This is a genomic window from Pseudomonas sp. BN417 (assembly GCF_029871205.1).
Lineage (GTDB): Bacteria > Pseudomonadota > Gammaproteobacteria > Pseudomonadales > Pseudomonadaceae > Metapseudomonas.
This window is the reverse complement of sequence record NZ_SSOJ01000076.1, coordinates 14,212-32,062: the sequence shown is the minus strand read 5'-3', so window position 1 is coordinate 32,062 and position 17,851 is coordinate 14,212. Positions and strand designations below refer to the sequence as shown.

Annotated in this window: 21 protein-coding genes; 20 read left to right on the top strand and 1 reads right to left on the bottom strand. The window is 64.0% G+C overall.

The genetic code is table 11. The annotated features are described in order from the left end of the window. Positions 1–6 precede the first annotated feature (6 nt). Entirely contained in the window at positions 7–921 is a 915-nt protein-coding gene (gene secF, locus E8F11_RS08490; protein WP_280288401.1) for a protein translocase subunit SecF, read from the top strand. A 184-nt stretch (positions 922–1,105) separates the two neighbouring features. Continuing rightward, positions 1,106–1,690, top strand: a complete 585-nt coding sequence (locus tag E8F11_RS08485) for a glycine zipper 2TM domain-containing protein (RefSeq protein ID WP_280288400.1) — start codon at positions 1,106–1,108, stop codon at positions 1,688–1,690. Positions 1,691–1,749: 59 nt separating this feature from the next. Here E8F11_RS08485 and suhB read toward each other — a convergent pair whose 3' ends face one another. Next, on the bottom strand, positions 1,750–2,565 hold the full coding sequence (suhB, locus tag E8F11_RS08480) for an inositol-phosphate phosphatase (protein ID WP_280288399.1): 816 nt from the start codon (positions 2,563–2,565) through the stop codon (positions 1,750–1,752). Positions 2,566–2,715: 150 nt separating this feature from the next. On the opposite strand from suhB, the gene trmJ reads away from it, so the two are divergent. The 18 genes from trmJ (at position 2,716) to bamB (ending at position 17,777) form a co-directional block, all read left to right on the top strand. Continuing rightward, on the top strand, positions 2,716–3,489 hold the full coding sequence (trmJ, locus tag E8F11_RS08475) for a tRNA (cytosine(32)/uridine(32)-2'-O)-methyltransferase TrmJ (protein ID WP_280288398.1): 774 nt from the start codon (positions 2,716–2,718) through the stop codon (positions 3,487–3,489). After that, positions 3,489–4,265: a serine O-acetyltransferase gene (gene cysE / locus E8F11_RS08470; RefSeq protein ID WP_280288397.1), complete on the top strand. Its 777-nt coding sequence runs from the start codon at positions 3,489–3,491 to the stop codon at positions 4,263–4,265. The genes trmJ and cysE overlap by 1 nt, the downstream gene beginning before the upstream one ends. A 185-nt stretch (positions 4,266–4,450) precedes the next feature. Then, positions 4,451–4,948, top strand: a complete 498-nt coding sequence (gene iscR, locus E8F11_RS08465; protein ID WP_003448379.1) for a Fe-S cluster assembly transcriptional regulator IscR — start codon at positions 4,451–4,453, stop codon at positions 4,946–4,948. A gap of 49 nt (positions 4,949–4,997) precedes the next feature. Further along, positions 4,998–6,212: an IscS subfamily cysteine desulfurase gene (locus E8F11_RS08460; RefSeq protein WP_280288396.1), complete on the top strand. Its 1,215-nt coding sequence runs from the start codon at positions 4,998–5,000 to the stop codon at positions 6,210–6,212. A 30-nt stretch (positions 6,213–6,242) separates the two neighbouring features. Beyond that, entirely contained in the window at positions 6,243–6,629 is a 387-nt protein-coding gene (iscU, locus tag E8F11_RS08455) for a Fe-S cluster assembly scaffold IscU (protein WP_280288395.1), read from the top strand. Positions 6,630–6,654: 25 nt separating this feature from the next. Then, positions 6,655–6,978, top strand: a complete 324-nt coding sequence (gene iscA / locus E8F11_RS08450) for an iron-sulfur cluster assembly protein IscA (protein ID WP_280288394.1) — start codon at positions 6,655–6,657, stop codon at positions 6,976–6,978. A 7-nt stretch (positions 6,979–6,985) separates the two neighbouring features. After that, a complete protein-coding gene (hscB, locus tag E8F11_RS08445) occupies positions 6,986–7,507 on the top strand; it encodes a co-chaperone HscB (protein WP_280288393.1) in 522 nt (173 codons plus the stop codon). A gap of 47 nt (positions 7,508–7,554) precedes the next feature. Beyond that, complete coding sequence (gene hscA / locus E8F11_RS08440; protein WP_280288392.1) at positions 7,555–9,414, top strand: Fe-S protein assembly chaperone HscA; 1,860 nt, start codon at positions 7,555–7,557, stop codon at positions 9,412–9,414. Positions 9,415–9,421: 7 nt separating this feature from the next. Then, on the top strand, positions 9,422–9,760 hold the full coding sequence (gene fdx, locus E8F11_RS08435; protein WP_280288391.1) for an ISC system 2Fe-2S type ferredoxin: 339 nt from the start codon (positions 9,422–9,424) through the stop codon (positions 9,758–9,760). Between the two features lie 10 nt (positions 9,761–9,770). Beyond that, positions 9,771–9,971: a Fe-S cluster assembly protein IscX gene (gene iscX / locus E8F11_RS08430; RefSeq protein ID WP_280288390.1), complete on the top strand. Its 201-nt coding sequence runs from the start codon at positions 9,771–9,773 to the stop codon at positions 9,969–9,971. A gap of 102 nt (positions 9,972–10,073) precedes the next feature. Continuing rightward, the gene (ndk, locus tag E8F11_RS08425; RefSeq protein WP_280288389.1) at positions 10,074–10,505 is read left to right on the top strand and encodes a nucleoside-diphosphate kinase; all 432 of its coding nucleotides are present in this window, start codon (positions 10,074–10,076) and stop codon (positions 10,503–10,505) included. A 25-nt stretch (positions 10,506–10,530) separates the two neighbouring features. After that, on the top strand, positions 10,531–11,679 hold the full coding sequence (gene rlmN / locus E8F11_RS08420) for a 23S rRNA (adenine(2503)-C(2))-methyltransferase RlmN (RefSeq protein ID WP_280288388.1): 1,149 nt from the start codon (positions 10,531–10,533) through the stop codon (positions 11,677–11,679). Between the two features lie 13 nt (positions 11,680–11,692). Further along, positions 11,693–12,448 carry a type IV pilus biogenesis/stability protein PilW gene (gene pilW / locus E8F11_RS08415; protein WP_280288387.1) on the top strand — a complete coding sequence of 252 codons (756 nt, stop codon included), beginning with the start codon at positions 11,693–11,695 and terminating at the stop codon, positions 12,446–12,448. After that, on the top strand, positions 12,445–13,542 hold the full coding sequence (locus tag E8F11_RS08410; RefSeq protein ID WP_280288386.1) for a helix-turn-helix domain-containing protein: 1,098 nt from the start codon (positions 12,445–12,447) through the stop codon (positions 13,540–13,542). Before pilW ends, E8F11_RS08410 begins: the two co-directional genes overlap by 4 nt. Before the next feature lie 3 nt (positions 13,543–13,545). After that, entirely contained in the window at positions 13,546–14,658 is a 1,113-nt protein-coding gene (ispG, locus tag E8F11_RS08405) for a flavodoxin-dependent (E)-4-hydroxy-3-methylbut-2-enyl-diphosphate synthase (RefSeq protein WP_280288385.1), read from the top strand. 15 nt (positions 14,659–14,673) lie between these two features. Beyond that, complete coding sequence (gene hisS / locus E8F11_RS08400; protein ID WP_280288384.1) at positions 14,674–15,963, top strand: histidine--tRNA ligase; 1,290 nt, start codon at positions 14,674–14,676, stop codon at positions 15,961–15,963. A gap of 31 nt (positions 15,964–15,994) precedes the next feature. After that, on the top strand, positions 15,995–16,633 hold the full coding sequence (locus E8F11_RS08395) for a YfgM family protein (RefSeq protein ID WP_280288383.1): 639 nt from the start codon (positions 15,995–15,997) through the stop codon (positions 16,631–16,633). Continuing rightward, entirely contained in the window at positions 16,626–17,777 is a 1,152-nt protein-coding gene (bamB, locus tag E8F11_RS08390; RefSeq protein WP_280288382.1) for an outer membrane protein assembly factor BamB, read from the top strand. The genes E8F11_RS08395 and bamB overlap by 8 nt, the downstream gene beginning before the upstream one ends. Positions 17,778–17,851: the final 74 nt, after the last annotated feature.

Genomic DNA, 17,851 nt, shown 5'->3' with positions numbered 1-17,851 from the left:
CCTGCCATGATCAAGTCAACCATCCGTTTCATGGCGATACGCAACATTGCGTTCGCCATCACCGTGATCATCAGCCTGATCGGCATCGGCAGCCTGTTCGTCAAGGGCCTGAACTTTGGCCTGGACTTCACCGGCGGCACCCTGATCGAGCTGTCCTACGAGAAGCCGGCGAACCTCGAACTGATCAAGCAGGAGCTGGGTCAGGTGGGTTACGAGGATGCCGTGGTGCAGAGCTTCGGCGCGTCCACCGACGTGCTGGTGCGCCTGGCCGGCGACGATCCGCAACTGGGTAACCAGGTGGCCGATGCCCTGCGCAAGGTCGACGCCGAGAGCAAGTTCGAGCTCAAACGCGTGGAATTCGTCGGTCCCCAGGTGGGCGAGGAACTGCGTGACCAGGGTGGCCTGGCCATGCTGCTGGCGCTCGGCGGCGTCCTGCTGTACCTGGCTTTCCGCTTCCAGTGGAAGTTCGGCCTCGGTGCCATCGCTTCCCTGATCCATGATGTGATCGTCACCTTGGGTATCCTGGCGTTCTTCCAGATTCCCTTCGATCTCACCGTGCTGGCCGCGGTCCTGGCGATGATCGGTTACTCGCTGAACGACACCATCATCATCTTCGACCGTATCCGCGAGAACTTCCGCGTACTGCGCCGGGCGGACCTGATCGAGAACATCGATGTGTCCTGCACCCAGACCCTGCTCCGGACCATCGCCACCTCGGTGTCCACCGCGCTGGCGCTGTTTGCCCTGCTGCTGTTCGGTGGCGACAGCCTTCACGGTTTCGCGCTGTCGCTGCTGGTGGGTGTGGTGGTGGGTACCTACTCCTCCATCTACATCAGCGCCCCGGTGCTGATCTGGCTGAGGCTGACCTCCGAGGACCTGATTCCGACGGCGAGCACCGCCGAAGCGGACGATCGTCCCTGAGGTAAGGTGCCACCACCCTGCACAAGGCCCGGCAATTGCCGGGCCTTGTCGTTTCCGGCGGGTGAGACTGCCGTCCCATTTGTCGGAATATTCCTTCAGGATTGGGAACTTGGCCTTTTGCCTTCTATCCAAGGCAGGGAGTAGGGCATGCAAGCCCGCTAAGGAAGCGAATCAGGAGGTTCATGTGAACAAGTCGATGCTCGTCGGTGCTGTTTTGGGTGCGGTTGGCGTGACTGCCGGCGGCGCCGTGGCCACCTACAACCTGGTAGGCAATAAAGGCCCGGAATATGCCGAAGTGCTCGCTGTCCAGCCGATCAGTGAAACCATCAAGACTCCTCGCGAGGTTTGCAATGATGTGGCAGTGACCCGTCAGCGTCCGGTCAAGGACCAGCACCAGATCGCCGGCACCGTGCTGGGCGCGGTAGCGGGTGGCCTGCTGGGCAACCAGGTCGGCGGCGGCACCGGCAAGAAGATCGCGACTGTCGCCGGTGCGGTGGGTGGCGGTTATGCCGGCAACAAGGTGCAGGAGCACATGCAGTCCAGTGACACCTACACCACTACCGAGACCCGCTGCAAAACCGTCACCGATACCAGCGAGAAACTGGTGGGCTATGACGTGAAGTACCAGTTGGACGGCAAGGTCGGCCAGGTGCGCATGGATCATGATCCGGGTCGGCAGATTCCGGTCACCAAGGAAGGCCAGTTGGTGCTGACCCAGCAGCAGGCGGGCATCGAGTCGCAGGGCGGCGGTGCCGGAGTCCAGCAATAAGCTGGCGCCAAGGCATTAAAAAACCCGGCCTAGGCCGGGTTTTTTATTGTTCGACGCAATCAGCGCTTCAGCGACGGCGGCAGGTGCGGCTGGATGGCAGTCAGGACTGCCTTGAAGCACTTGGTGTTGCCCGCCACCACATGGCCCTTCTCGAGGAAGTCGTGGCCGCCGGTGAAGTCGCTCACCAGGCCACCGGCTTCCTGGACCAGCAGGGCGCCTGCGGCCATGTCCCACTCGGACAGGCCGAATTCCCAGAAGGCATCGAAGCGGCCGGCTGCGACGTAGGCCAGGTCCAGGCTGGCGGAGCCTGCGCGGCGGATGCCGGCGGTCTGGCCCACCAGGCTGCGGAACATGCCCAGGTAGTTGTCGAGGTTGTCCAGCTGGGAGTCGCGGAAGGGGAAGCCGGTGCCGAGCAGGGCGCCTTCCAGGCTCTTGCGCGGGCTGACGCGCAGGCGACGACCGTTGAGGGCGGCGCCGCGGCCGCGGCTGGCGGTGAATTCTTCCTGGCGTACCGGATCGAGGACTACGGCGTGCTCCAGGCGGCCCTTGTATTTGCAGGCGATGCTCACGGCGTAGTGCGGAACGCCGCGGATGAAGTTGGTGGTGCCATCCAGCGGATCGATGATCCACAGGTAGTCGGCGCCTTCGCCCTTGCCTTCCAGCAGGCCGCCTTCTTCCCCGAGAATGCCGTGGTTCGGGTAGGCCTTGCGCAGGGCCTGGACGATGGAGAGCTCGGCAGCGCGGTCGACCTCGGTGACGTAATCCTTGGCGTCCTTCTCGTTGATGGAGATAACGTCCAGGCGCTCGATCGAGCGGAAAATCAGTTCACCGGCGCTGCGAGCGGCGCGCAGGGCGATATTCAGCATAGGCTGCATGGGGAATTCACCTGGGTCGTTAAAGAAGAAAGCCGCGCATGGTAGCAGAAAACGCCAAACGCAGGCAGGGGAGGCTGTGCGATTCGTGGCGTTGCGGCGGGGCGTCCGGTAATATTTCGCTCCCTTGAGGTTCCGCTGAGAGACAAAGCGTTGCTGCAGAACATTCGCGTGGTGCTGGTCAATACCAGCCATCCCGGCAATATCGGTGGTGCCGCTCGCGCCATGAAGAACATGGGCCTGTCGCGGCTGGTGCTGGTCGACCCTGAGGACTTCCCCAGCGTCGAGGCGTTGGCGCGTGCCTCCGGCGCCGATGACATCCTGGAAAGTGCCCAGGTGGTCGGGACCCTGGAAGAAGCCCTGGTGGGCTGCAGCCTGGTGCTCGGCACCAGTGCTCGCGATCGCCGTATTCCCTGGCCGCTGCTCGATCCGCGCGAGTGCGGCACGACCTCGGTCGAGCAGGTGCAGGCGGGAGGCGAAGTGGCGTTGGTGTTCGGCCGCGAATATGCGGGGCTGACCAACGAGGAACTGCAGCGTTGTCAGTTCCATGTGCATATTCCGTCCAATCCGGACTTTTCCTCGTTGAACCTGGCGGCTGCGGTGCAGGTTCTGACCTACGAGGTGCGCATGGCCTGGCTGGCGGCTGAAGGCCTGCCGAGCAAGGTGGAGAAGGTGGAAACCACCGCCATGCTCAATGCCCAGCCCGTGACCATGGACGAGCTGGAGCTTTTCTATGGGCACCTGGAGAGCACCCTGGTGGAGATCGGCTTCCTCGATCCGGAGAAGCCGCGGCATCTGATGTCGAGGCTGCGGCGGCTCTATGGCCGCAGCGGCATCAGCAAGCTCGAGATGAATATCCTGCGCGGCATCCTGACGGAAACCCAGAAGGCCGCGCGGGGCGAAATACAGAAGCGGAGAGACAAGTGATGTTCGAACGCATGCGAGAAGACATTCAGAGCGTATTCCACCGAGATCCGGCTGCGCGCAATGCCTTCGAGGTGCTGACTTGTTATCCGGGCCTCCATGCCATTTGGCTGCACCGCGTGGCCAATGCCCTGTGGCTGGCCGGCTGGAAGTGGCTGGCACGCCTGGTGTCCAACTTCGGGCGCTGGCTCACCGGCATCGAGATCCATCCCGGGGCGAAGATCGGTCGGCGCTTCTTCATCGACCATGGCATGGGCATTGTCGTGGGTGAAACTGCGGAGATCGGCAACGACGTCACCCTCTATCAGGGCGTGACCCTCGGCGGCACCAGTTGGAACAAGGGCAAGCGCCATCCAACCCTGGAGGATGGCGTGGTGGTGGGCGCGGGCGCCAAGGTGCTCGGGCCTTTCACCGTGGGTGCCGGCGCCAAGATCGGCTCGAACGCGGTGGTGACCAAGGCGGTGCCGGCGGGAGCCACTGCGGTGGGCATCCCGGGTCGGATCATCGTCAAGGCTGACCCCGAGCAGGAGGCCAAGCGCCAGGCCATCGCCGAGCGTTTCGGCTTCGATGCCTACGGCGTGGGTCAGGACATGCCCGACCCGGTGGCGCGCGCCATCGGCCAGCTGCTGGACCACGTGCAGGCGGTGGATGAGCGCCTGGATGGCATGTGCAAGGCGCTCACCGCCCTGGGCAGCGACTACTGCGCGAAGGCGCTGCCGGAACTGCGTGACGAGGACTTCGCCGGGGTCAAGGACGAAGAGCGCAAGCCGGTGGCCTGAGTTCCTGATCCGACCTTGGTCTGAGGAGGTTTGCTCGGATTCTTAGGGTGCTAACGGGATATGCATCTGATATCATTCGCGCCCCTGCAAGGTGTAAACCCGACTATTTTGATCGGACTTATAGTTGACTTAAATAGTCGGGAATTGCATACTCGCTGCACTCCAGCGACTCCGTGGTACTCACCATGCGACTGACCACCAAAGGCCGATACGCCGTCACCGCCATGCTTGACCTGGCGCTGCATGCTCAGCAAGGTCCGGTGTCTCTGGCTGATATTTCCGAGCGGCAGGGCATTTCCCTGTCTTACCTCGAACAGCTTTTCGCCAAGCTCCGCCGCGGCAATCTGGTCAGCAGCGTGCGCGGTCCCGGCGGTGGCTACCAGCTTTCCCGAGACATGCATGGCATCCATGTCGCCCAGGTGATAGATGCGGTCAACGAGTCGGTGGATGCCACCCGTTGCCAGGGCCTGGGTGATTGCCATTCCGGCGATACCTGCCTGACCCACCACCTCTGGTGCGACCTGAGCCTGCAGATTCACGAATTCCTCAGTGGCATCAGCCTGGCCGATCTGGTCAACCGGCGTGAGGTCCAGGAGGTCGCTCAGCGGCAGGATCAACGCCGCTGTGGAAGCAATGGCAGGACGCCGCATCTCGATAAGATTGAAGCGTCCGCCATTGATTGAGCAGGGCGCCGGCCCGTGATTGGCCCCGATACCTGATAGGAGAGCCCCGATGAAATTGCCGATTTACCTCGACTACTCCGCCACTACGCCAGTGGACCCGCGCGTCGCTCAGAAAATGAGCGATTGCCTGCTGGTGGACGGCAACTTCGGCAACCCGGCCTCGCGTTCCCACGTGTTCGGCTGGAAAGCTGAAGAAGCGGTGGAGAATGCACGTCGTCAGGTGGCAGAACTGGTCAACGCCGACCCGCGTGAAATCGTCTGGACTTCCGGTGCAACCGAATCCGACAACCTCGCCATCAAGGGCGTGGCGCATTTCTACAGCGGCAAGGGCAAGCACATCATCACCTCGAAGATCGAGCACAAGGCGGTGCTGGACACCACCCGCCAGCTGGAGCGCGAAGGCTTCGAGGTCACCTACCTGGAGCCGGGCGAAGACGGCCTGATCACCCTGGCCATGGTCGAGGCTGCTCTGCGTGAGGACACCATCCTGGTGTCGATCATGCACGTGAACAACGAAATCGGCACCGTCAACGACATCGCCGCCATCGGCGAGCTGACCCGTGCCCGCGGCATCCTCTTTCACGTCGACGCCGCCCAGTCCACCGGCAAGGTGGATATCGACCTGGAGAAGCTGAAGGTCGACCTGATGTCCTTCTCCGCCCACAAGACCTACGGCCCGAAAGGCATCGGCGCGCTCTACGTGCGCCGCAAGCCGCGCGTGCGTCTGGAAGCCATGATGCACGGCGGCGGCCACGAGCGCGGCATGCGCTCCGGCACCCTGGCCACCCACCAGATCGTCGGCATGGGTGAAGCCTTCCACATCGCCAAGCAGGAAATGGCCACCGAGCGCGTCCGCATCAAGGCCCTGGCCGATCGCTTCTGGGCGCAGATCGACGGCATGGAAGAGCTCTACCTGAACGGTAGCGCCACCTCCCGCGTGCCGCACAACCTGAACGTCAGCTTCAACTACGTCGAAGGCGAGTCGCTGATCATGGCGCTCAAGGACCTCGCGGTGTCCTCGGGCTCCGCCTGCACCTCGGCCTCCCTTGAGCCTTCGTACGTGCTGCGCGCCCTGGGTCGAAACGACGAGCTGGCGCACAGCTCCATCCGCTTCACCTTCGGCCGTTTCACCACCGAGGAAGAAGTGGACTACGCCGCTGGCAAGGTCCGCGAAGCGGTGAGCAAGCTCCGTGAACTGTCCCCGTTGTGGGATATGTATAAAGAGGGCGTCGACCTTTCCCAGGTCGAATGGCAGGCGCACTGACGCTCCCCTGATGAGTGAGGAATAGAGATCATGTCGTACAGCGAAAAGGTCATCGACCACTACGAAAACCCGCGTAACGTCGGCAAGCTCGACGCCCAGGACCCCAATGTGGGCACTGGCATGGTCGGCGCCCCGGCCTGCGGTGACGTGATGCGCCTGCAGATCAAGGTCAACGAACAGGGTGTCATCGAAGACGCCAAGTTCAAGACCTACGGCTGCGGCTCCGCCATCGCCTCCAGCTCCCTGGCCACTGAGTGGATGAAGGGCAAGACCCTGGACGAAGCGGCATCCATCAAGAACACCACCATCGCCGAAGAGCTGGCTCTTCCGCCGGTGAAGATCCACTGCTCGGTCCTGGCCGAAGACGCCATCAAGGCGGCTGTCCACGACTACAAGCAGAAGAAGGGTCTGCTCTAAGCGCTCGAACGAGTAAGGAGTTGCAATGGCCATCAGCATGACCGAATCCGCCGCCCGTCACGTGCAGCGTTCCATCGAGGGGCGCGGCAAGGGCGAGGGTATCCGTCTGGGGGTGCGTACGACTGGCTGCTCCGGTCTCGCCTATGTGCTGGAGTTCGTCGACGAGGTGACCTCGGATGACCTGGTCTTCGAGAGCTACGGCGTGAAGGTGATCATCGATCCCAAGAGCCTGAGCTACCTCGATGGCACGGAGTTGGACTTCGTTCGCGAAGGGCTCAACGAGGGCTTCAAGTTCAATAACCCGAACGTACGCGGCGAATGCGGCTGCGGCGAGAGCTTCAACGTCTGAGGCGTTTGTGGGAACTCCCTGTCATTTCGCCCTGTTCGACATGAAGCCGGGTTATCGGTTGGATCTCGATCAGCTCGCAACGCGTTACCGCGAGCTGGCGCGTACCGTCCATCCCGACCGCTTCGCCGATGCCTCCGAGCGTGAGCAGCGCCTGGCGCTGGAGCGTGCGGCGCAGCTGAACGACGCCTACCAGACGCTGAAATGCGCGCCGCGGCGGGCACTGTACCTACTGGCCCTGAAAGGGCGGGAGTTGCCGCTCGAGGTGACGGTGCAGGATCCGCAGTTCCTGCTGCAGCAGATGCAGTGGCGCGAAGAGTTGGAAGACTTGCAGGACAGCGCCGACCTGGCCGGTGTCGACGTATTCAAGCGTCGGCTCAAGGGAGCCCAGGCCGAGCTGGATGGTGATTTCGCCGATTGCTGGGACGACCCCGAGCGCCGGGAGGAAGCCGAGCGCCTGGTACGTCGGATGCAGTTCATCGACAAGCTGACTCACGAAGTGCGCCAACTGGAAGAGCGCCTCGACGATTAACCCGCGATGCCGACCTGGTTGCCGGTACGCCTGATAAATAGACAAGCATGGCCTTACTGCAGATCGCTGAACCCGGGCAGAGCCCCCAGCCGCACCAGCGCCGTCTGGCGGTGGGTATCGACCTGGGTACCACCAATTCGCTGGTCGCCGCGGTGCGCAGCGGCGTCGCCGAACCCCTGCCGGATGCCGAGGACCAGGTCATCCTGCCGTCCGCCGTCCGCTACCACGCCGACCGCGTCGAAGTAGGCCGTAGCGCCAAGCAGGCCGCCTCCAGCGACCCGCTGAATACCATTCTCTCGGTCAAGCGCTTCATGGGGCGCGGCCTGGAGGACGTCAAGCTGCTGGGCGAGCAACTGCCGTATCGCTTCGTCGGTGGCGAATCCCATATGCCGTTCATCGAAACGGTGCAGGGCGCCAAGAGCCCGGTGGAGGTTTCAGCCGACATCCTCAAGGCCCTGCGTCAGCGTGCCGAAGAAACTCTCGGCGGCGAGCTGGTCGGCGCGGTGATTACGGTGCCGGCCTATTTCGACGAAGCCCAGCGCCAGGCCACCAAGGACGCAGCGCGTCTCGCCGGCCTGAATGTCCTGCGCCTGCTCAACGAGCCCACCGCCGCCGCTGTCGCCTATGGGCTGGACAAGCAGGCCGAGGGCGTGGTCGCCATCTATGACCTGGGCGGCGGTACTTTCGATATTTCCATTCTCCGTCTCACCCGCGGCGTCTTCGAAGTCATGGCTACCGGCGGCGACAGCGCCCTGGGCGGCGACGACTTCGATCACGCCATCGCCGGCTGGATGGTCCAGCAGGCAGGGCTGTCCGCCAACCTCGATCCGGGCGCCCAGCGCAGCCTGCTGCGCGCCGCCTGCGACGCCAAGGAAGCTCTGACTGCAATCGATAGTGTCGAGCTGGCCTATGGCGATTGGCGCGGTGTGCTGACCCGCGAGCAGTTCGACGCCCTGATCGAGCCCATGGTGGCTCGCAGCCTGAAGGCCTGCCGCCGAGCCGTGCGTGACGCCGGCATCGAGCTGGAAGAGGTCGAGGCCGTGGTCATGGTCGGTGGTTCCACCCGGGTGCCGCGTGTGCGCGAGGCCGTGGCCGAGATGTTCGGCCGCCAGCCCCTCACCGATATCGATCCTGACCAGGTGGTGGCCATCGGTGCCGCGGTGCAGGCCGATACCCTGGCCGGCAACAAGCGCGGCGAAGAGCTGCTGCTGCTGGATGTGATTCCCCTGTCGCTCGGCCTGGAAACCATGGGTGGGCTGATGGAGCGGGTGATTCCGCGCAATACCACCATTCCGGTGGCCCGCGCCCAGGACTTCACCACCTACAAGGATGGCCAGACGGCCATGATGATCCATGTGCTCCAGGGCGAGCGCGAACTGATCAAGGATTGCCGCTCCCTGGCGCGTTTCGAGCTGCGTGGTATTCCGCCCATGGTGGCGGGTGCGGCGAAGATCCGCGTGACTTTCCAGGTGGATGCCGACGGCTTGCTGGGCGTGACCGCCCGTGAGCTGGCCTCGGGTGTCGAGGCGAGCATCCAGGTCAAGCCGTCCTACGGCCTGACCGATGGTGAAATCTCGCGCATGCTGCGGGATTCGTTCCAGTACGCCGGTGAAGACAAGAATGCCCGCGCCCTGCGCGAGCAGCAGGTCGAGGCCCAGCGTCTGCTGGAGGCCGTGCAGGCGGCGCTGGAGGCGGATGGCGAGCGTCTGCTGGACGACACCGAACGCGCCGCCATCGCAGATAGCATGCAAACCCTGCGCGAACTGGCTGCCGGCAGCGATGTCGGCGCCATCGAGACGCAGATCAAGCGCCTGTCCCAGGTGACCGATGCCTTCGCCGCGCGTCGTATGGATGCTGCCGTGAAAGCGGCCCTGTCCGGCCGCCGACTCAACGAAATCGAGGATTGACCCAGAAATGCCGCAGATCATCTTCCTGCCCCATGCCGAGCATTGCCCCGAGGGCGCTGTGGTAGAGGCGCAGCCGGGCGAAAGCATCCTGAAGGCCGCCCTGCGCAACGGCCTCGACATCGAGCACGCCTGTGAGATGTCCTGCGCCTGCACCACCTGCCACGTGGTGGTGCGCGAAGGTTTCAATTCCATGGAGCCTTCCGACGAGCTGGAAGACGACATGCTCGACAAGGCCTGGGGCCTGGAGCCTAATTCGCGCTTGTCCTGCCAGGCGATAGTGGCGGACGAGGACCTGGTGGTGGAGATCCCCAAATACACGATCAACCAGGTATCCGAAGGGCACTGAGGAGCGCGATATGAGCCTGAAATGGACCGATGTGCTGGAAATCGCCATCCAGCTCGCTGAAGTCAAACCGGATGTCGATCCGCGCTACGTCAATTTCGTCGACCTGCACAACTGGGTCCTGGCCCTGCCGGAGTTTTCCGACGATCCGCAGCGTGGCGGCGAGAAGGTCCTGGAGGCCATCCAGGCCGCCTGGATCGAAGAAGCCGACTGACCGGCGTCTCACCCTGGGCCTCGGCCCTACGCATTTCCCCCTAACCCGCGTATAATTCGCGGGTTTAATTTTTCGCTTTAACCCTTGTTTCTGGAGTTTTCCATGGCTGTCGAACGTACTCTCTCCATCATCAAGCCGGACGCCGTTGCCAAGAACGTGGTCGGTGAGATCGTCACCCGCTTCGAAAAAGCCGGTCTGCGCGTCGTTGCCGCCAAGATGGCTCAACTGTCCGAGCGCGAAGCCGGTGGCTTCTACGCCGAGCACAAAGAGCGCGGTTTCTTCAAGGATCTGGTTTCCTTCATGACTTCCGGCCCGGTTGTCGTACAGGTCCTGGAAGGCGAGAACGCCATCGCCAAGAACCGTGAGCTGATGGGCGCTACCGATCCGAAGAAAGCCGACGCCGGCACCATCCGCGCCGACTTCGCCGTTTCCATCGACGAAAACGCCGTACACGGTTCGGACTCCGAGGCTTCCGCGGCTCGCGAAATCGCCTACTTCTTCGCCTCCACCGAGGTGTGCGCTCGCACTCGCTGATAGCGACGGCGCGAGGGGTGAAGCCATGACTGAATCGACCGGTAAAGTGAACCTGCTGGGCCTGACCCAGCAACAACTGGAAAGCTTCTTCGAGTCCATCGGGGAGAAGCGCTTCCGCGCCGGCCAGGTGATGAAATGGATTCACCACTTTGGCGTCGATGACTTCGACGCCATGAGCAATATCGGCAAGGCCTTGCGCGACAAGCTCAAGGCCTCTGCCGAGATTCGCGGCCCGGAAGTGGTCAGCCAGGACATTTCCAGCGATGGCACCCGCAAGTGGGTGGTCCGTGTCGCCTCCGGCAGTTGCGTCGAAACCGTGTACATCCCGCAAGGCGGTCGCGGCACGCTCTGTGTCTCGTCCCAGGCCGGCTGCGCGCTGGATTGCAGTTTCTGCTCCACCGGCAAGCAAGGTTTCAACAGCGACCTCACCGCCGCCGAAGTAATCGGCCAGGTGTGGATCGCCAACAAGTCCTTCGGGACGGTTCCAGCGAAGATCGACCGTGCCGTCACCAACGTGGTGATGATGGGCATGGGCGAGCCGCTGCTGAATTTCGACAACGTGGTCGCCGCCATGAACATCATGATGGACGACCTCGGTTACGGCATTTCCAAGCGCAAGGTGACCCTTTCCACCTCCGGCGTGGCGCCCATGATCGACAAGCTGGGCGAGGTCATCGACGTCTCCCTGGCGCTGTCTCTGCATGCGCCGAACGACCCGTTGCGCAATCAGTTGGTGCCGATCAACAAGAAGTACCCCCTGGCCGTGGTGCTGGATGCTTGCCGCCGCTACATCTCCCGTCTGGGCGAGAAGCGCGTGCTGACCATCGAGTACACCCTGCTCAAGGACGTCAATGACCAGCCCGAACACGCTTCGCAGATGATCGAGCTGCTCAAGGACTTCCCCTGCAAGATCAACCTGATTCCGTTCAACCCCTTCCCGCACTCCGGCTACGAGCGGCCGAGCAACAATGCCATCCGCCGCTTCCAGGATCTGTTGCACAAGGCCGGGCACAATGTCACCGTCCGCACCACTCGCGGCGACGACATCGATGCCGCCTGCGGCCAGCTGGTCGGACAGGTCATGGACCGTACCCGCCGCAGTGAGCGCTATATCGCCGTGCGCCAGCTGAACGCCGAGGCGGAGGCGTCCCGCGACGCCACGAACCGGAACTAGAGAAGGACCACCCATGACCCTGCGCGCTGCGCTGCTCCTCGTTTCCACCGCATTGCTCGCGGCTTGCGTGTCGACCGGTCACGTCGACCCGATGAAGACCGACAAGGGCCGCGACGCGGCGCGTGACGCCTATATCGAACTGGGCATCGGCTACCTGAAGGAGGGTTCCACCGAGAACGCCAAGGTGCCGCTGAAACAGGCCCTGGAGCTGGACCCTTCCAATGCCGACGCCCACGCGGCCCTGGCCCTGGTGTTCCAGACCGAGAGGGAGCCGGAACTGGCCGACCAGCATTATCGCAAGGCCCTTTCCGCCCGCAGCGACGCGCGAATCCTCAACAACTACGGCGGCTTCCTGTACGAACAGGAACGCTACAAGGATGCCTACGAGCGTTTCCAGCAGGCCGCCGAAGACAACCTCTATCCCGAGCGTTCCCGGGTCTTCGAGAACCTGGGACTGACCGCCCTGAAGCTGAACGATCCAGCCCTGGCCAAGCAGCATTTCGACAAGTCGTTGCGCCTCGAACGCCGGCAGCCGCGGGCGCTGCTGGAGATGGCCCAGCTGTCCTTCGATGAGAAGCAGTACGTGCCGGCTCGCGACTACTACGACCGCTTCACCAGGATCTCCCCGCAGAATGCCCGCAGCCTGCTGCTCGGCTCGCGCCTGGCGACCATATTCGAAGACCGCGACCAGGCTGCCAGCCTGGGGCTGCAACTCAAGCGCCTCTATCCCGGCACGCCGGAATATCAGCAATACCTGTCGGAGCAATGATGAAAGCGTCGCATCCAGAAGCTGTAGCGGCGACTCGCGCCAACCCAGGCGAGACCCTGCGTCAGGCACGTGAGAGCAAGGGATTCGCCCTGGGCGAAGTCGCCCGTCACCTCAACCTGACCGAGCTGGCGCTGCGCCAACTCGAGGCCGGCGACTTCGACCGGTTGCCGGGGCACACCTTTGCCCGTGGCTACGTCCGCGCCTATGCCAAGCTCATGGGCATGGACCAGGCTACCCTGGTCAACGAGTTCGACCATTACACCGGCACCGATGCCAAGGGCAGCAGCGTGCACAGCCTGGGCCGCATCGAAGAGCCGGTGCGCCTGTCGCATAGCATCCTGCGCATTGTCAGCTTCGTCATCCTGGTCGCCCTGGGCGGCATCGGCTTCTACTGGTGGCAGGAACATTCGCAGCGCAACGACGACGGCACCGCCAATGCCAACCTGGAGCACGTGGAAGTGGAGAGCGCCGATGGCACTACCCAGATCCACCCACTCGACGAACCGGAAGACCAGGCCGTAGCCGAAGCCCAGGAAGACCAGGCGCCGGCCCCGACCGAAGTTTCCCCGGAGATGGCCGCGCAGCCTGAGCAACAACCCGTCGACGGTGCCCCGGCGGCGCCGGCCGGCGAAGCCGCGCCCACTGCACCGACCACAACCGCCCAGGCTCCGGCCGTGACCGCCGTGCCGAGCACCGCACCGGCCCAGCCTGCGGCTGCTGCGCCGAGCGCGCCGGCAGTGGTACCGACCGCTCCCGCTACTCCCGCTACTCCCGCAATCCCCGCCGCGCCCGTCGCAACCCCGGCACCCGCCGCTGAAAACCCGGCACCGGCTCCGGTGGTTGCCCAGCAGGGCCAGGGCGTGGTGCGCATCCAATTCACCGCCAATTGCTGGACCCAGGTCACCGACGCCAACGGCAAGGTGCTGGTCAGCGCCCTCAAGCGCACCGGCGACAACCTGGAACTGGCCGGCAAGGCCCCGCTGGAAGTACGCCTGGGCTTCGCCCGCGGCGCCCAGCTCAGCTACAACGGCCAATCGGTCGACGTGGCGCCTTATGTCCGTGGCGAAACCGCACGCCTGAAGTTGGGGCAATAAGCCATGCATTGCGAATCCCCGATCAAACGCCGCCCGTCGCGGAAAATCTGGGTCGGCTCGGTACCGGTGGGCGGTGATGCGCCCATCGCCGTGCAGAGCATGACCAACACCGACACCTGCGACGTCGCCGCAACCGTGGGCCAGATCCAGCGCCTGGTGGATGCCGGCGTCGATATCGTCCGCATCTCCGTGCCCGACATGGACGCCGCCGAGGCGTTCGGCCGGATCAAGCAGCAGGTCCAGGTGCCGCTGGTGGCTGATATCCACTTCGACTACAAGATCGCTCTGCGCGTGGCCGAGCTGGGCGTCGACTGCCTGCGCATCAACCCGGGCAACATCGGCCGCGAAGATCGCGTCAGGGCCGTGGTCGACGCTGCCCGTGACAAGGGCATCCCGATCCGCATCGGCGTCAACGCCGGCTCCCTGGAGAAGGACCTGCAGAAGAAGTATGGCGAGCCGACGCCGCAGGCCCTGGTCGAATCCGCCCTGCGCCATGTCGAGCATCTCGACCGCCTGGATTTCCAGGATTTCAAGGTCAGCGTCAAGGCTTCCGACGTGTTCATGGCCGTCGAGGCCTATCGCCTGCTGGCCAAGCAGATCGAACAGCCGCTGCACCTGGGCATCACCGAAGCCGGTGGCCTGCGCTCCGGCACCGTGAAGTCGGCGGTGGGCCTCGGCATGCTGCTGGCCGAGGGCATCGGCGACACCATCCGAATCTCCCTCGCGGCGGACCCGGTGGAAGAGGTCAAGGTCGGCTTCGATATCCTCAAGTCCCTGCACCTGCGTTCACGCGGGATCAACTTCATTGCCTGCCCGAGCTGCTCGCGGCAGAACTTCGATGTGGTCAAGACCATGAACGAGTTGGAAGGCCGCCTCGAGGACCTGCTGGTCCCGCTGGATGTGGCCGTGATCGGCTGTGTGGTCAACGGACCGGGCGAAGCCAAGGAAGCCCATATCGGCCTGACCGGTGGCAGCCCCAACAACCTGGTCTACATCGACGGCAAGCCGGCGCAGAAGCTGAACAACGACAACCTGGTGGATGAGCTGGAACGGCTCATCCGCGAAAAGGCGGCCGAGAAGGCCGAAGCTGACGCGGCTGTGATCGCCCGTAGCTGAAATTAAGGAACCTTCGTGAGCAAGACCCTGCAAGCCATTCGTGGCATGAACGACATCCTGCCGGAACAGACGCCTACCTGGCGCTACCTGGAAACCACCCTGGCAGGGCTGCTGGATGGCTACGGCTACCAGGAAATCCGCCTGCCGATCCTCGAGTTCACCGAGCTCTTCGCCCGCGGTATCGGCGAAGGCACCGACGTGGTCGACAAGGAGATGTACACCTTCCTCGACCGCAACGAAGAGTCCCTGACCCTGCGTCCAGAAGGCACCGCGAGCTGCGTGCGCGCCATGCTCGAGCATGGCCTGATCGGCGGTGGCCAGGTGCAGAAGCTCTGGTATGCCGGCCCGATGTTCCGCTACGAGAAGCCGCAGAAGGGCCGCTACCGCCAGTTCCACCAGATCGGTGTGGAAGTCTTCAACCTGCCGGGGCCGGACATCGACGCCGAGCTGATCGTGCTCACCTGGCGCCTGTGGCAGAAGCTCGGCCTGGCCGACGCCGTCACCCTGCAGCTGAACAGCCTGGGCTCCAGCGAGGCTCGTGCCCGCTATCGTGACGCCCTGGTGGCCTACCTGCAGGAGCGTTACGACCTGCTCGACGAAGACAGCCAGCGCCGCCTGACCACCAACCCGCTGCGTATCCTCGACAGCAAGAACGGTGGCACCCAGGCCCTGCTGGTGGATGCGCCGACCCTGCACGATTACCTCGACGACGAGTCTCGCGCCCATTTCGAGGGGCTCAAGGCACGCCTGGATGCCGTCGGCATCCGTTACGAGATCAATCCGAAACTGGTGCGTGGCCTGGACTACTACGGCCGCACCGTATTCGAGTGGGTCACCGACAAGCTCGGCGCCCAGGGCACCGTCTGCGCCGGTGGCCGCTATGACGGCCTGGTCAGTCAGTTCGGCGGCAAGCCGACCCCGGGCGTGGGTTTTGCCATGGGTGTCGAGCGCCTGGTGCTCCTGCTGGAAACCCTCGGTCTGGTGCCGGAAGAACTGAACAACCCCGCCGACCTCTTTATCTGTGCCTTCGGCGAGCCGGCCGAGCTGGCTGCCCTGGGCCTGGCCGAGCGACTGCGCGACGCCCTGCCGGGGCTGCGCCTGCTGGTCAACGCCGGCTCCGGTAGTTTCAAGAGCCAGTTCAAGAAAGCCGACAAGAGCGGTGCCCGTTACGCACTGATCCTGGGGGACGACGAACTGGCCAAGCGCGTGGTAGGTTTCAAGCCGCTTCGCGACGACAGCGAACAACAAAGCATTGCCTGGGATGCTCTCGCCGAGCATCTCACTACCTGCCTGGCGCGGGTTTGAGCATTCAAAGAACAGGAGTACGGGGTTAAGCATGCAGACTGAAGAAGAACAGATTGCGCAGTTCAGGGACTGGTGGCAGCGCAACGGCAAACCCATGCTCACGGGCGGCGCACTGGCGCTGGCGGTGGTTTTCGGCTGGCAGGCCTGGCAGAAGTACCAGAGCAACCAGTCGCAGGGCGCATCCATCGTTTACCAGCAACTGCTGGAAACCGCGCTCAACCCCAGCGGCACCCCGGACTCCGCCAAGGTGGCCGAACTGGCCGGCAAGCTGAAGAGCGATTTCGGCGGTAGCCATTACGCCCAATACGGCAGCCTGTTCGTGGCCAAGGTCGCGGTAGAGGCCGGCAAGCTGGATGATGCCGCCGCCGAACTCAAGGCCGTGCTGGACAAACCCGCCGACGCCACCCTGGGTGAACTGGCCCGCCAGCGCCTGGCCCGTGTCCTGGCTGCCCAGGGCAAGGCCGAAGACGCCCTCAAGCTGCTCGAGGGCGATGCCGACAAGGCCTACCTCGCCAGCCGTGAAGAACTCAAGGGCGACCTGCTGGTCCAGTTGGGTCGTACCGACGATGCGCATGCCGCCTACCAGAAAGCCAAGGCCGCGCTGCCCGAAGACGCCGCCGTGGGCGGCCTGCAGATGAAGCTCGACGACCTGGCAAAAGGGGATGCGTGACGTGATGCGCTGGAAGAATGCCGCAGTGCTGGCCCTCGCCGTCCTGGCCGTGGGCTGCAGCAGCAACAGCAAGAAGGAACTGCCGCCGGCCGAGCTACCTGATTTCACTGAAGAGGTGAAACTGGACAAGGGCTGGAGCCGCTCGGTCGGCGACGGCCAGGGCGACACCTACAACCTGCTGGTGCCCGCCGTCGACGGCGACACCATCTATGCCTCCGACGTCAATGGCGAGGTCATGGCGATCAACCGCTTCAATGGCGACGTGATCTGGGAACAGGACCTCGAACTGCAGGTCTCCGGCGCCGTGGGCGTGGGTTACGGCCTGGTCATGCTGGGTACCCTGAAGGGCGAGATTGTCGCTCTGGATGCCACCAACGGCGAGGAAAAATGGCGTGCCCGCGTCAACGGTGAAGTGCTCGCCCCGCCGGCCACCAATGGCGACGTAGTGGTGGTGCAGACCCAGAACGACACCCTGTTCGGCTTCGACGCCGCCACCGGCAATCAGCGCTGGATCTACGAGAACACCCCGGCCGTGCTGACCCTGCGTGGCACCGGTGCGCCGATCGTGACCAACAACCTGGCCGTGGCCGGCCTTTCCACCGGCAAGGTGCTCGCCCTGGATATCCAGCGCGGCATCCCGGTGTGGGAACAGCGCGTAGCCGTGCCCCAGGGCCGCTCCGAGCTGGACCGTGTAGTGGACATCGACGGCGGCTTGCTGCTGTCCGGCGGCATCGTCTACGTTGCCACCTACCAGGGCCGCGTAGCCGCCCTGGACCTGGAAAGCGGCCGTGTGCTCTGGCAGCGCGAGGCGTCCAGCTACGCCGGTCTGGCGCAGGGCTTCGGCAACGTCTACGTGAGCCTGGCCAACGGCACAGTGGAAGGCGTGGACGAGCGCTCGGCCTCGGCCCTGTGGAGCAACGACGCCCTGGCCCGTCGCCAGCTGTCCGCTCCGGAAGTCTTCTCCAGCTATGTGGCCGTGGGTGACTTCGAGGGTTACCTGCACCTGCTGAGCCAGGTGGATGGCCACTTCGTCGGCCGGGAGAAGATCGACGGCGACGGCCTGCGGGCCCGTCCGCTGGTGGTCGGCGAGTGGATGTATGCCTATGGCAACGGCGGCAAGCTGGTCGGCCTGACCATCCGCTAAGCTGAAGCCTGTTACTCGGCCGCTGCCGTCAAGACGGCAGCGGCCTTTGTGTTTTCTGAAATAACCAGTGGAGA

Excerpts from the sequence above, each read along its gene's own strand:
- secF (WP_280288401.1), top strand. The coding sequence starts at position 7 with ATGATCAAGTCAACCATCCGTTTCATGGCGATACGCAACATTGCGTTC.
- suhB (WP_280288399.1), bottom strand. The coding sequence starts at position 2,565 with ATGCAGCCTATGCTGAATATCGCCCTGCGCGCCGCTCGCAGCGCCGGT.
- cysE (WP_280288397.1), top strand. The coding sequence starts at position 3,489 with ATGTTCGAACGCATGCGAGAAGACATTCAGAGCGTATTCCACCGAGAT.
- iscR (WP_003448379.1), top strand. The coding sequence starts at position 4,451 with ATGCGACTGACCACCAAAGGCCGATACGCCGTCACCGCCATGCTTGAC.
- E8F11_RS08460 (WP_280288396.1), top strand. The coding sequence starts at position 4,998 with ATGAAATTGCCGATTTACCTCGACTACTCCGCCACTACGCCAGTGGAC.
- iscU (WP_280288395.1), top strand. The coding sequence starts at position 6,243 with ATGTCGTACAGCGAAAAGGTCATCGACCACTACGAAAACCCGCGTAAC.
- iscA (WP_280288394.1), top strand. The coding sequence starts at position 6,655 with ATGGCCATCAGCATGACCGAATCCGCCGCCCGTCACGTGCAGCGTTCC.
- hscA (WP_280288392.1), top strand. The coding sequence starts at position 7,555 with ATGGCCTTACTGCAGATCGCTGAACCCGGGCAGAGCCCCCAGCCGCAC.
- fdx (WP_280288391.1), top strand. The coding sequence starts at position 9,422 with ATGCCGCAGATCATCTTCCTGCCCCATGCCGAGCATTGCCCCGAGGGC.
- iscX (WP_280288390.1), top strand. The coding sequence starts at position 9,771 with ATGAGCCTGAAATGGACCGATGTGCTGGAAATCGCCATCCAGCTCGCT.
- ndk (WP_280288389.1), top strand. The coding sequence starts at position 10,074 with ATGGCTGTCGAACGTACTCTCTCCATCATCAAGCCGGACGCCGTTGCC.
- rlmN (WP_280288388.1), top strand. The coding sequence starts at position 10,531 with ATGACTGAATCGACCGGTAAAGTGAACCTGCTGGGCCTGACCCAGCAA.
- pilW (WP_280288387.1), top strand. The coding sequence starts at position 11,693 with ATGACCCTGCGCGCTGCGCTGCTCCTCGTTTCCACCGCATTGCTCGCG.
- E8F11_RS08410 (WP_280288386.1), top strand. The coding sequence starts at position 12,445 with ATGATGAAAGCGTCGCATCCAGAAGCTGTAGCGGCGACTCGCGCCAAC.
- ispG (WP_280288385.1), top strand. The coding sequence starts at position 13,546 with ATGCATTGCGAATCCCCGATCAAACGCCGCCCGTCGCGGAAAATCTGG.
- E8F11_RS08395 (WP_280288383.1), top strand. The coding sequence starts at position 15,995 with ATGCAGACTGAAGAAGAACAGATTGCGCAGTTCAGGGACTGGTGGCAG.
- bamB (WP_280288382.1), top strand. The coding sequence starts at position 16,626 with ATGCGTGACGTGATGCGCTGGAAGAATGCCGCAGTGCTGGCCCTCGCC.